Source organism: Paraeggerthella sp., from assembly GCF_048427265.1.
GTDB classification, from domain to species: domain Bacteria; phylum Actinomycetota; class Coriobacteriia; order Coriobacteriales; family Eggerthellaceae; genus Paraeggerthella; species Paraeggerthella hominis.
In genome coordinates this window covers 24,254-35,803 of record NZ_DBFOSR010000039.1, presented here as the reverse complement: position 1 = coordinate 35,803, position 11,550 = coordinate 24,254, and the positions used below count along the sequence as shown (strand labels likewise).

The 11,550-nt window shown below is 52.3% G+C and carries 13 protein-coding genes; 3 read left to right on the top strand and 10 right to left on the bottom strand.

What is annotated here, in order from left to right:
- Positions 1-1,446 (bottom strand): exonuclease domain-containing protein (locus tag ACMNI9_RS04245; RefSeq protein ID WP_418830986.1); only part of this gene is annotated, 1,446 nt, incomplete at its 3' end.
- 48 nt (positions 1,447-1,494) lie between these two features.
- Between ACMNI9_RS04245 and ACMNI9_RS04240 the strand changes: the two genes are divergently transcribed.
- Positions 1,495-2,190, top strand: a complete 696-nt coding sequence (locus ACMNI9_RS04240) for a hypothetical protein (RefSeq protein WP_231088181.1) — start codon at positions 1,495-1,497, stop codon at positions 2,188-2,190.
- A gap of 66 nt (positions 2,191-2,256) precedes the next feature.
- On the opposite strand, the gene ACMNI9_RS04235 is transcribed toward ACMNI9_RS04240, so the two are convergent.
- Positions 2,257-3,201 (bottom strand): D-alanine--D-alanine ligase family protein, encoded by a 945-nt coding sequence (locus ACMNI9_RS04235; RefSeq protein WP_418830984.1) that lies wholly within the window; start codon positions 3,199-3,201, stop codon positions 2,257-2,259.
- A gap of 119 nt (positions 3,202-3,320) precedes the next feature.
- Between ACMNI9_RS04235 and rlmN the strand changes: the two genes are divergently transcribed.
- Complete coding sequence (gene rlmN, locus ACMNI9_RS04230) at positions 3,321-4,361, top strand: 23S rRNA (adenine(2503)-C(2))-methyltransferase RlmN (protein WP_418830989.1); 1,041 nt, start codon at positions 3,321-3,323, stop codon at positions 4,359-4,361.
- A gap of 96 nt (positions 4,362-4,457) precedes the next feature.
- On the opposite strand, the gene ACMNI9_RS04225 is transcribed toward rlmN, so the two are convergent.
- The 8 genes from ACMNI9_RS04225 to rpmH form a co-directional block, all read right to left on the bottom strand.
- The gene (locus tag ACMNI9_RS04225) at positions 4,458-5,513 is read right to left on the bottom strand and encodes a ParB/RepB/Spo0J family partition protein (RefSeq protein ID WP_418830982.1); all 1,056 of its coding nucleotides are present in this window, start codon (positions 5,511-5,513) and stop codon (positions 4,458-4,460) included.
- Positions 5,506-6,471 (bottom strand): ParA family protein, encoded by a 966-nt coding sequence (locus ACMNI9_RS04220; protein ID WP_321191394.1) that lies wholly within the window; start codon positions 6,469-6,471, stop codon positions 5,506-5,508. Before ACMNI9_RS04220 ends, ACMNI9_RS04225 begins: the two co-directional genes overlap by 8 nt.
- A 123-nt stretch (positions 6,472-6,594) precedes the next feature.
- Positions 6,595-7,236, bottom strand: coding sequence for a 16S rRNA (guanine(527)-N(7))-methyltransferase RsmG (gene rsmG / locus ACMNI9_RS04215; RefSeq protein WP_418830980.1), 642 nt, complete (start codon positions 7,234-7,236; stop codon positions 6,595-6,597).
- A 119-nt stretch (positions 7,237-7,355) separates the two neighbouring features.
- Positions 7,356-7,892 carry a protein jag gene (locus tag ACMNI9_RS04210; RefSeq protein ID WP_114566363.1) on the bottom strand — a complete coding sequence of 179 codons (537 nt, stop codon included), beginning with the start codon at positions 7,890-7,892 and terminating at the stop codon, positions 7,356-7,358.
- 59 nt (positions 7,893-7,951) lie between these two features.
- Positions 7,952-8,737: a YidC/Oxa1 family membrane protein insertase gene (locus ACMNI9_RS04205; RefSeq protein ID WP_114566362.1), complete on the bottom strand. Its 786-nt coding sequence runs from the start codon at positions 8,735-8,737 to the stop codon at positions 7,952-7,954.
- A 47-nt stretch (positions 8,738-8,784) separates the two neighbouring features.
- Positions 8,785-9,018, bottom strand: a complete 234-nt coding sequence (gene yidD, locus ACMNI9_RS04200) for a membrane protein insertion efficiency factor YidD (protein WP_114566361.1) — start codon at positions 9,016-9,018, stop codon at positions 8,785-8,787.
- Between the two features lie 11 nt (positions 9,019-9,029).
- Positions 9,030-9,356, bottom strand: coding sequence for a ribonuclease P protein component (rnpA, locus tag ACMNI9_RS04195; RefSeq protein WP_123191618.1), 327 nt, complete (start codon positions 9,354-9,356; stop codon positions 9,030-9,032).
- Positions 9,357-9,367: 11 nt separating this feature from the next.
- Positions 9,368-9,502 (bottom strand): 50S ribosomal protein L34, encoded by a 135-nt coding sequence (gene rpmH, locus ACMNI9_RS04190; protein WP_013981168.1) that lies wholly within the window; start codon positions 9,500-9,502, stop codon positions 9,368-9,370.
- An 877-nt stretch (positions 9,503-10,379) separates the two neighbouring features.
- Here rpmH and ACMNI9_RS04185 point away from each other — a divergent pair.
- Positions 10,380-11,477 carry an ATP-binding protein gene (locus tag ACMNI9_RS04185; RefSeq protein WP_418830978.1) on the top strand — a complete coding sequence of 366 codons (1,098 nt, stop codon included), beginning with the start codon at positions 10,380-10,382 and terminating at the stop codon, positions 11,475-11,477.
- The last annotated feature ends 73 nt before the right edge of the window (positions 11,478-11,550 follow it).

Genomic DNA, 11,550 nt, shown 5'->3' with positions numbered 1-11,550 from the left:
GTCGTACGAGGTTTGCTCCACATAAGAAAGAAGAGCCGCGAGCGCCGGAGCCTGAGTTTGCTCCTTGCCATTCACAAGCCTCATCTGAGGGCCATCAGACACAATGCGATCTATGCGCCGCAGGCACGGGTAATGAGAGAACCCCTTCAGCGGAGCATACGTCAACAGCGGCATCTCGGGATTCACCGTATGAAGCGCTTCGGCGAGCGCAGGAAGCTCATGGTACACCAGCTGATCAAGCAGTGCGTTGGTTTTCATCGCAACGCCTACCGCAATGTTGTTCGCCTGCGCCGTAAGCGCAGCCGGCACCAGATAAGCCATCGACTTTCCAACGCCCGTACCCGCTTCGACAATAAGATTTTCTGAACTGGCAAACGCATCGCGCACGGCTTCAGCCATAATGCGCTGCTCTTTGCGCGGCTCGAAATCGCCGTACAAAGCTCCAACAAGTCCCTGTTCGGAAAACGCTTGGTCGATAGCTTCCTGCGAAGGAAACACAAGCTCTCGTTGGGGGTTGGAGGCTATATCGTCTGCATCCACCTTGGGAGCATGCTCTTTTTTACCCAGTCGATCCCTTCTCAAAGCACGAAGGGAGAAGTGATGCTTTGCATCAAGCGGTGATGTTTCACGTGAAACATCGTCGAATGCCGCCGTTGAGCCCGGTGATGTTTCACGTGAAACATCGTTCCAAAGGCTGGAAAAGACCTTGCTGTACGCTGAGCTCGATTGAAGATCGGCAATACGATCGAACACAACCTGCGTAGACCACTGGTCAGGGGTTGCCATTCGAGCAATTTCCTTCACAAGCGCAGGAGGCATAGCCGCAACACCAGCAAGAAGGATGCGATATATTGCGCAGGTGGCCGCCACGTCCGCATCAGCGCGATGAGTGGAAAGCGGTGCGCCGAAAGCTCGCACAAGATCTAAAAGCCGATGAGACTTCAAGCGCGGTAAAGCTATGCGAGCAAGATCAAGAGAGTCGATCCAAGTGTTCTCCAGAAGCGGATACCCGCTGGGATGACGCGTCGTGAACGTGCGATCGAAATCAACGTTATGAGCAACCACGCTTGCATCGCCGACGAACGACACCAGTGCAGCAAGCGCCTCTTCAGGGGAAGGGGATTCAGCAACATCGCTATCGTGGATATCGGTCAGACGAGCCACTTCTTCCGGAATAGGCTTACCCGGATTCACGAACGTGATGAACCAATCCACTATCTCGCCCTGCTCGAAGCGAGCAGCGGCAATTTGGGTCAGTTCATCGTGATTGTACGAGAACCCCGTCGTTTCCGTATCAAGCACAACCACGTTACGGTCAAGTTCGCCGAAATCAAGGGATTCCGCCCACGAAGGGAGCAATGCGTAACGGTCGCACACGGGCTGGGGTGTTCCATCGCTTATGAAACTTTGCAGGGTATCCTGCTTGAGCATACTTTGATTATCCATAGCTATCAGCCTATCATCTATCATAGGATCGCACAAACCTAAAACACGGTGATTACACGCCCGACACACCCTGAGCTATACCATGGTAGAGGAGAAAAGATGCAGGCGGAACGCTATTTCGGAACATACGCTCGATTCGAGACAAAATCCAAGAAGGATGCAGCGGCGCTGCTTGGCGCCGACAACCTGGTTGGCGATGTGTTCGAACTAGAGTTCATCGTTCGGGACAAGAAGAACGTTGCCTGGCTGAAGAACCGTTTCGGCGGGCTTATCGGATATCTTGACGAAGAGACTTCTCGCACGCTCAGCATCCTCGTTGCTCGCGGGTGGAACCTCAAGGCGATCCTGTCTTTCATAGCGTTCACCGACGCGCCCGATCCAGGCCATTACTGGGGACAAGTCGCACTCGTTTGCTACGAGAATGAGCTTGAGCAGCCTATGAGTTCCTTCATACAGGGAATCTCGGCGCGCTTGGCGGACGGGGTTCGCCCCGATGTCTCATTCGGCGATCAAGCAGTGCAGCAGATTGTCGAAAGCGAAGGATCATGGCAACCGAAAGACACCGTGCCGCTTCCTGAGAAAAAGCCTGGAACCGTCATTATGAAAAGCCGCCGCAAAATGAGCGAGAAGCTGATCGAGCAAGGGCGCAAGGGAAACAAGGGGTGCTATGCGGTAAGCTGGATATTCCTTCTTGCAATCGTCGCCTTAGCGTTGTTCGGATTGAAATCCTGCGGAATATTGTAAACGCTTGCAGAAAAAATAGGGCGAGGTTCGTGACCTCGCCCTATTTTTTACCCCACCGTTGAAAGTTTAGGCGCGAAGCGCGTACTGTACCAACTTCGTGCACAAGTCAGGGAAGGAAATCCCCGCCGCCCTGCCAGCATCCGGCAAAAGCGAGGTGCCGGTCATACCGGGAATCGTATTGGTTTCCAGAATCCAGCACGACCCGTCTTCTTCCAAAATGAAATCGGAGCGCGAAACACCATCGCATCCAAGGGCCTTGTGTGCTTCGATAGCTAGCTTCTGCACCATGTTCGTCGTCTCGTCAGAAAGCGGAGCAGGGCAGATATGCTGCGACCCTCCGGGAGCGTACTTCGATTCAAAATCATAAAAGTCGCTTTTCGGAACGATTTCGATAATCGGAAGAGCCTGTAGATCATCCCCTCCGATAACCGCAACAGTCAGCTCGGTGCCTTTGACGTACCGTTCGATAAGGACCTCATCATCTATCTCGAGCGCCTTTTCCACCGCATCCAGAATAGCTTGCTCTCCCTCGACGATGAACACACCGAGCGCGCTGCCTTCCGTACCAGGCTTCACCACGCAGTGATCCCCAAGAAAAGCGATAACCTGACGAGCGTCTACGGAATCGCCTGCGCGAACCGTCACGGAAGGAGGCGTAGGAATATCGTGCTGCTGATAGTACAACTTCGCTTTCGCCTTATCCATGGCCAAGGAGCTTGACCACACCCCTGAGCCAATATAAGGAAGCCCAATCACTTCCAAGAAGCCCTGCACCGTGCCGTCTTCGCCAAGTTTTCCGTGCAAGCATAGGAATGCAACATCGAAAGGTTCGTCGATCAGACGCTTCAAATCCTCTTTCTCAGCAGGATCAAGGACGGTCACGTTAAATCCCGCTTCTTTCAGAGCTTGGGAAGCCCCTTCTCCAGAAGCCAACGATATCTCTCGCTCCCCGCTTTTTCCCCCGGCAAGCAACGCCACGCGACACTCGCGCGGATCGAAGCATTCAGACATGCGTCCTTCTTTCACCCTATGGATACGAACGTCAGCAGTATAGCAAAACGAGCAACACCGAGCGAAAACCATGGTGCGAGAGGAGCAATGTTTCACGTGAAACATGTATAATGACCGGCATGAATACTTCAATTAAAGCTTATACACTCGACGGTCTTACTCGGATTGTGAAAGACCTGGGACAACCGGCATTCCGTGCGAAGCAACTCTACGAATGGCTCTACACACACAACGTGCAGTCGTTTGACGAAATGTCGAATCTCCCTGCAGCGTTCAGATCATCTCTTGCTGAAAAGTTCTCGATAGATGCTCCTTCGGTAGTTGACCGTCAAATATCGAGCGACGGCACCAGAAAATACCTTATATCGTGCGAAGACGGCGTGTGCGTCGAAACGGTTGCCATACCCTCAAGAAGCGGAGATCGTTTGACAGTATGCTTCTCGACACAAGCTGGGTGCGGCATGGCATGTGCCTTTTGCGCAACGGGAAGGGAAGGGTTCACCAGGAACCTCCTTCCGGGTGAAATGGTGGACCAAATACTCTTGATCCAGAAGGACACGGGAACGCGGGTCACGAACGCTGTGGGCATGGGACAGGGCGAACCGTTCCTTAACTACGACAATACGCTTGCCGCGCTGCGCATACTCAACGACCCGAAGGCAGTCGGAATTGGCGCGCGCCACATTAGCATTTCAACCTGCGGCATACTTCCCGGTATAGAGAAGTTCGCTACGGAACCCGAGCAGTTCACGCTTGCGGTATCGCTTCACTCCGCCGCACAAGGCACCCGCGATTTGCTTATGCCGAAAGTCGATCGCTTCAAGCTTAAAAACCTCAAGCAGGCGCTACAGTCGTACGTCGAGAAAACCAACCGTCGCGTGACGTTGGAATACATCATGATAGAAGGCGTGAACGATTCGAATGCAGAGCTTTCCAAACTGAAAGAGTTCTGCTCCGGTCTTCACTGCCATGTCAACCTGATTCCCATCAACGCCGTTCCCGATTCCGTTTTTCAACCGAGCGATCAGGAAACCATTGAAACCTGGCTCCGTGAAATTCAGAAGCACGGCACCGAAGTTACCTTGCGTGATTCTCGCGGCTCCGATATCGACGGAGCGTGCGGACAGTTAAAAAACACGTATCGCAAAAACCAGGGATAGACAACCTATTTAAAGTACTATGACGTCAGAAGAGCTCTTCTAAGCCCTTCTGACGTCATATATTGGTGTTTCTTGAGTACAGACTCGTCTAAATCATTATGAGGGCTTAGAAAGCAGCTCCTCGAACAATCTTTCAAGATCCTCTTCGTCTTTGAATTCGATTTCTATCTTATTCTTCCCTTTGACCGACTTAACCCTTACATTCGTATGCAGAGCATCTTTCAAAGCACGAGCGACGGTTTTGTAAGTTTTAGGCAGCGGAGCCTTCGGCTGAGCGGATTCGCTCTTCTTACCCGACATCAAACGCGCGATTGCTTCAGCTTCCCGCACCGTCAACTTATCCGCAATAATCTTATCGGTGAGCTTTTGACGGCCTTCCTTGGTCGGAATGGATAGAATCGCACGAGCATGGCCTGCCGTAATCTTCTCCTCGAACAAAAGCTGCTGCGCTTCTTCAGGAAGTTCAAGCAACCTCAACGCGTTCGCAACGGTCGAGCGACCCTTCGACATAGCTTGCGCAACTTCAGACTGAGTAAAGTTGCAGCGCTCCATCAAGCGACGATACCCGTACGCTTCCTCGATAGGGTTCAAATCGGAGCGCTGGATGTTCTCAACAAGTGCAAGCTCTAAAGAACGATCATCGTCAGCTTCCTTGATACGAATGGGAACCTTCTTCAAGCCAGCAAGCTTGCACGCTTGCCAACGGCGCTCTCCGGCTATGATTTGATACGTTTGCTGGCCGAGCGGCCTTACCAGGATAGGCTGCAACAACCCGTCTTTTTCAATGGAAGCAGCAAGCTCCTCCAATTCCTCGCGCTTGAAATTCGTACGAGGCTGATCGGGGTTCGGGCTAATGGACTCGATAGCAACTTCGTCCGTATTACGTTGCACCACGCTTTTGATGGTTACTTGGCTTCCTTCTTCGACGATAGATTCGCCTTCAGCAGGAAAAGAGGTGATTCTGACGCTTGCATCGTCAAGAGGACGCGCCGGTTCACTCGGTGCCGAGCGAGGAGGACGGGGGGCTTCCTCTTGCTCGTTTTCCACCAACACCCGCTTCGGGGCGGACTCGATAGGAGCCGCTTCTTCGAAAGCACCTCCCAGCAGCGAGTTCAGACCTCGTCCCAAACCACTTTTCGCCGACTTAGCCACGCTGAATCACTTCCTTTGCAAGCTCCACATACGACTGAGCACCTTTTCCCGACGGGTCGTACTGCGTAATAGGCTGCCCGAAGCTTGGTGCCTCGGACAACTTAACGGTACGAGGGATCAATGTCGTAAAGACAGTTTTTCCAAAATAACCGCGCACCTCGCTTACCACCTGCCGCGAGAGCGTGGTACGCCCATCGTACATAGTCAAAAGCACGCCGAAGATGTCCAAAGTAGGATTAAGGCGAGTTTTGACACGTTTCATTGAATCAAGAAGTTTTGTCACACCTTCCAGTGCATAGAACTCACACTGGATAGGAATAAGCAGCTTGTCCGCAGCTACTAATGCGTTCACGGTAAGAAGCCCAAGGGAAGGCGGACAATCTATGAAAACGTAGTCGTACTTGCCGCGCAGACTTCCAACGGAGTCTTTCAAACGGTTCTCTCGTGCCATCTCGGAGACAAGCTCGACTTCAGCGCCAGCAAGGTTGATGGTAGCTGGAATGACGTCAAGACCGTCGCATACATCGGGAATGATCACGTTCTCGATAGGCACATCATTGAGCAGGACATCGTAAATACAGTTGGACACCTGGCTCTTCTCAATGCCCAAGCCGCTTGAGGAATTCCCTTGAGGGTCTAAATCAACGAGCAAAACCTGCTTGCCAAGCTCTCCTAGAGCAGCTGAAAGGTTGATCGCCGTCGTAGATTTACCGACGCCGCCTTTTTGGTTGATAATGGCCATAACCTTGGTTTGACCAACCACATGCTTCACCGGAGCCTTATCCTTGAACGATTTGATAGGCTTCGGCGGAGCAGGTTCCTCCACTTTAGCGGGAACCTCTCGCTCAACCACTTCTATATGATCGATCGACAAATCATCCTCAACAAGTATGGTTTCGTCACGCTTGACAGTCTCGGCTGGCTTTTTGTCTCGTTTAAGACTATCGAATAGTCCCACAGGGACCCCCTTTCTTAACCGCAACGACAGTATACCTTGTTTGCATCTTATATAAAGCGCTCCCCTTGAAACGGAGCATTCCCACAACCGCTCTACTCTGCCAGTGTTTCACGTGAAACACCCTTAGAGAGGACGTTTTTGGGCAAAACTTGTTTTACGGGGAAGCTTGATCTTTGGCTTCGCCGTTTTCTCGAAGCACATGATCCTACGACACCGATCTTCCAATTCAAGCGTTCGATCAGACACGAGAGTCATACCTAGCGTTTCCTGCAACGATAGCGCGTGCTCTAGCTCATCATCTTCCATACGGGCTTTATAACAGATTAAGCGGCCGCCTTTTTGCAGAAGAGGCGAAGCGAATTCCATAAGCACGGAAACTCGAGACAATGCACGAGCAGTGACTACAGCGAATTCACCTGGATGCTCTCGTGCGAGGTCCTCTATTCGCCCCGTGTAGGTTTCTACCGAGCTAAGGCCAAGTTGAGCAATAATACCGTCAAGTATAGTGGTTTTCTTGCCTACTGAATCGGCGAGGAGCGTCTTTCTCCCGCTTTCTATTGCCAACGGTATTCCCGGATATCCCGCACCCGATCCTATATCCACATACCAACCCTCGGGAGCATCATTCAACTCCGGCAGACCTATGAGAGAGTCCTGCACATGCAGGAGCATACCTTCGTCCCATGTTGAAATTCGAGTGATATTCGTTGTTTTATTTGCCTCTATAACAAGCTCGAGGTGTCGCTTCAGTAGATCTTCGTGCATGCATGCTCCTTCATAAGATGTCCTCTGTAGTATAAAGGAATGTTTCACGTGAAACTTTCAAACATGAAAAAGCCCGCATCCGAAGATACGGGCTTTCGATCAAAACAAGGAACGTGCCGTTATCGAGGAAGAATCACCACGTGGCGCGCGCTTCCCTCGCCTTCAGAAGCAGTCTCAACGCGCTTGTCGTCACGAAGAGTAATGTGAACGATTCGGCGTTCGTAAGGAGTCATCGGACGAAGCTTGACGCTGCGGTGCTGACTTGCAGCGCGATTCGCTGAAGAACGAGCAATCGACTCAAGCTTCTCTCGCTGACGCCCCTTATAGCCCTCGACGTCTACGATAACCGGATAACGGAAGCCGATCGTCCGCACCGTGATCGCCGATACCAAGAACTGCAGGGCATCAAGCGTCTTACCGTGGCGACCGATAAGCACGGCCAGATCGTCACCGGTAATATCAAGAATCAGCTCGCCTTCGTCACCCTCGTACTCATCGATAGTGACTTCTCCAACGTCGAAATACTTGAGGATATCCTGCAGGGCACCGATCGCAGTATCAGCAATGCGATCAAGCTCCTCATCGGTCAACTCGGTGGAATCAATCTCAGAGGGATCGATGCACTCCTCAACGTTTTCAACCAACTCTTCAGCCATAACAGACTCCTTTTATCGAAACAGAAAAGCTGGGGTGTTTCACGTGAAACACCGCCGAGCTACCTTTTCTTGACGGTGTCCTTCTTGGTCGGGCGCGGCTTCTTCACCTTACGGGTAACGTCAACCTCGATAGGTTTAACCTCGATAGTTTCGGCAGCTTCAGCGTCGCGCCTCTTCATGATGCGCATGGAGATCTGCTGCTGAGCAATGCCGATGAGCGACGAAGCGCCCCAGAACAAGAGCACGCCGGCAGGAGAGCCCCAGCTGATCCACAGCATGAAAACGCTCATGACGGCCGCCATGATCATGGTCTGCTTGCGCTGCGGGTTGTCCTTGTTGCCCATCTGCATGAGAATCATGGGCAAGAACGTGGCGGCGGCGAACACAACCATAAGGATCAGATAAGGAACAAACGTTCCAAATCCCATGGAAAACGCCTCGGAAGGACGCATAACCAAGCTGGGAACCAGGTTGTAGAACTCATACGTGGTGCCTTGCGTACGGGAACCCATCTCGCTCAACACCTGGAACAGCGCGATGAAAATAGGCATCTGAAGCAGCATCGGCAAACAGCCGGCCAGCGGGTTGAACTTCGCCTCGGCGTACAGCTTCTGCATCTCCTCCTGCTGACGCTGAGGATCATCAGCGTACTTGCGCTGGATTTCCTGCATCAGAGGCTGAACCTTCTGCATCTGATAAGAAGACTTCGTCTGCTTGTGCATCAAGGGAGAGATGAGCACACGGAAGATCACCGTAACGACGATGATGGCGAGTCCCCAGTCGCCGCAAAAATCGTAGAAGAAATGGATGATGTTGAACACCCAGTCCTTGATTACGTCCCACATTGTATGTTGTTCCTTCCTCTATACCAAAGAAGGCCGCTTCTACAATCCTACGGTACTGGATCGTAGCCGTGCGGACCTCCCGGACGGCAGCGCAGCACACGTTTGAACGTGAGCTTCAAGCCTTTCCAAAACCCGTAGCGTTGAAACGCTATGAGTCCGTACTCGGAACATGTCGGCGTAAAACGACAGCAAGAAGGAAACAGGGGCGATATAGCGGCCCTATAGAAGGTGATCAGCATCACCGCAATGGTACACGGCAAGCGCTTTACAAAAGCCTTCATATCGATCGACCTTATCGGATCCCCGCGCGTTCCAACGTCTCGTCGCATGCTGCTAGCACTTTACTATAAGAACCCCTGCAAATACCCGACTTCGCGAGAAATATCACATCGAAGCCCTTCCAAGGCCCTCCGAGCTCATGACAGACTGCGCGCATACGCCGCTTTGCGCTATTGCGCCAGACGGCGTTCCCTAGCTTTTTACCCGCAACAAAAGCAACACGACCATTGAGGCCGTGCTGCTTCGTGGGTAACACTATGAGCGTAAGGTACGGCGTATGCAAACGCTTGCCGCAAGAGAACAGATCGGAGATGTCCTCGCGGGACTTTATCGTCTCCAATCTCGCTCTCTTTACACGCAGAGACGCTTGCGGCCCTTTGCGCGGCGAGCAGCCAGCACCTTGCGGCCGCCCTTCGTCGACATACGAGCACGGAAACCGTGGCACTTAGCCCGCTTACGAGTGTTAGGTTGATACGTGCGCTTCATATTGATTCCCTTTCATGGTTTTAGAGCAACCTCGAAAGTATAGCGCAGGTTACGGCGTAGTCAAGCGAAACTCACAAGAACAAACCAACTCCGTTTCAAGTCTTCGCGCTGGGTCGCACTGCCTACCCGCTGCACGCTCACCACTCGTCGACTCGGTCGAAAAGACCCCCGAATACGCGTTTCAACATACTGCCAACAAGAACGCCCGTTTCCCTCGTCGATGTCAAACGCCATGCTCATGCTGAAAACAGCGTTGAATCGCTTCCGAAAGCGTGAAAAGGGGCCCGCTAAACAGACTTATCCCCAAAAGCGAGAAACCAAATTGTGGAAAATGTTGAAAACTCTTATTTCATTCGAGCATCATTGTGGAAATCTCCAATTTCGCTGTTTTGTCAAGATATGAATTTGCTTATTTTTACAAGCCCCTCATCAGGCATTAGTTGTTTTCAACTGAATAATTAGGCTTCTGAACTGGTGTTTTATAAAGCTCTAGCTTTTGAAGAGGGCGTTCTTTGACGTAGATGATACAAATCCACTGTTTCAGGAAAACCGTTCAGCTATGGCCGATGGTGCGTTAAACAGACGCCCTTCGATCGCGCCCGACCACGGTTCTATCAACATTTCCCAAGAGTTTTTCACTATGGGTTTCTTCTCGGTTCTTTCTTTTCTTCAAAGTTTTCCACAATTTTTGAATAAAAAGTGGAAAACGCTGAAAAGGCCGCGTAGATAGTCGATTTTCTTTTCTGGAAAACGGGAATATCCGCAATGAAACGCATTGAATATCCCAGGTGGATAGATTCTAAAGTTGAAAACGTATACAATGCCGTTGAAAGTCATTGAAAAATGCTGAATATCGGATCTGAAAAACGGAACAGAATTGAACAACCAGACTGAAAAAGCAGATCACCAAGGTAAAACGCCCGATGAAAACTCGGCGTTGTACGACTATGCACATGTCGACTCGATCGCGCGCATAGCTTTGTACGACGATCTCAAGAGCGCGCCGCGCGTCACCGAGATCAACCCCGCACCGACGGCGGATTACATTGAAAACCTCGCATCGAGCATTTACGAACAAGCGAAGCTCAGCGGAGGAACTATCCCGTACACGGTGATCCGGGAGGTGTCGGAAAACTTCATCCACGCCCAATTCGCCGAGGTGACCGTGTCCATCCTGGACGGTGGAAACACGATTCGCTTCGCCGACCAGGGGCCGGGGATATTTCAGAAAGACAAGGCGCAGCTTCCGGGGTTCTCCTCGGCGGTCGAGTCTATGAAGCAGTACATCCGCGGCGTAGGGTCGGGGCTTCCCATCGTGAAGGAATACCTGGACTTCTCCCACGGAACCATAACCATAGAGGACAACCTGGGAACCGGATCCGTCGTCACCATCAGCCTGCAGCCGAGCGAGTCGGCAGTGCAGGAGCTGTTTGACGCCGTGGCGGAAGGACCCGCAAGGCAGCCCCAGGCTCAGGGCGCGCAAGCCGTGCAGCCTTATCAGGAAAACCTCTACCAACAGCAGGCGTACCAACCCCAAGCACAGGGCTACACGGTGCCGGCACAGCCTATTCAACCTATGCAGCCCATCCAGCACATGGCCCCGATGAGCGCTATGCCGGGAACCGTTTACCCTGTTCAGCAAGCACAACCGTACGGTACGACAGGATATCCGATGCAAGCGCCCGCCTACGGGTACCCCACGGCGGCGATGCCGTCCATGCCTCAAGCGGGTTATCCGCAGCATTCCGTCACGCCGCTGGTGCCGCCCCTGTCCCAACGCGAGCGAGATTTCCTTCCTATATTCCTGAACGAAGGGGCGCTCGGCGTAACCGACCTGGTGCGCATCACCGGCGTTCCCCAATCGAGCACGTACGTAACGCTGACGAAGCTCGAGCAAGCCGGACTGATAGAGAAAACCGCGGGGCAGAAGCGCATTCTGACGGATCTGGGATACCAGGTAGCCATTTCCCTGTAACCCTTTGCCTGACCCTATCGTTTTATATACAATCGAACACGAAGCGGACGGCCATTGGGAGCACGCCATCGTC

Coding starts and splice junctions, on each gene's coding strand:
- ACMNI9_RS04205 (WP_114566362.1), bottom strand. CDS start 8,737: ATGTGGGACGTAATCAAGGACTGGGTGTTCAACATCATCCATTTCTTC.
- rsmG (WP_418830980.1), bottom strand. CDS start 7,236: ATGCACGAAGATCTACTGAAGCGACACCTCGAGCTTGTTATAGAGGCA.
- rlmN (WP_418830989.1), top strand. CDS start 3,321: ATGAATACTTCAATTAAAGCTTATACACTCGACGGTCTTACTCGGATT.
- ACMNI9_RS04210 (WP_114566363.1), bottom strand. CDS start 7,892: ATGGCTGAAGAGTTGGTTGAAAACGTTGAGGAGTGCATCGATCCCTCT.
- yidD (WP_114566361.1), bottom strand. CDS start 9,018: ATGAAGGCTTTTGTAAAGCGCTTGCCGTGTACCATTGCGGTGATGCTG.
- rpmH (WP_013981168.1), bottom strand. CDS start 9,502: ATGAAGCGCACGTATCAACCTAACACTCGTAAGCGGGCTAAGTGCCAC.
- ACMNI9_RS04235 (WP_418830984.1), bottom strand. CDS start 3,201: ATGTCTGAATGCTTCGATCCGCGCGAGTGTCGCGTGGCGTTGCTTGCC.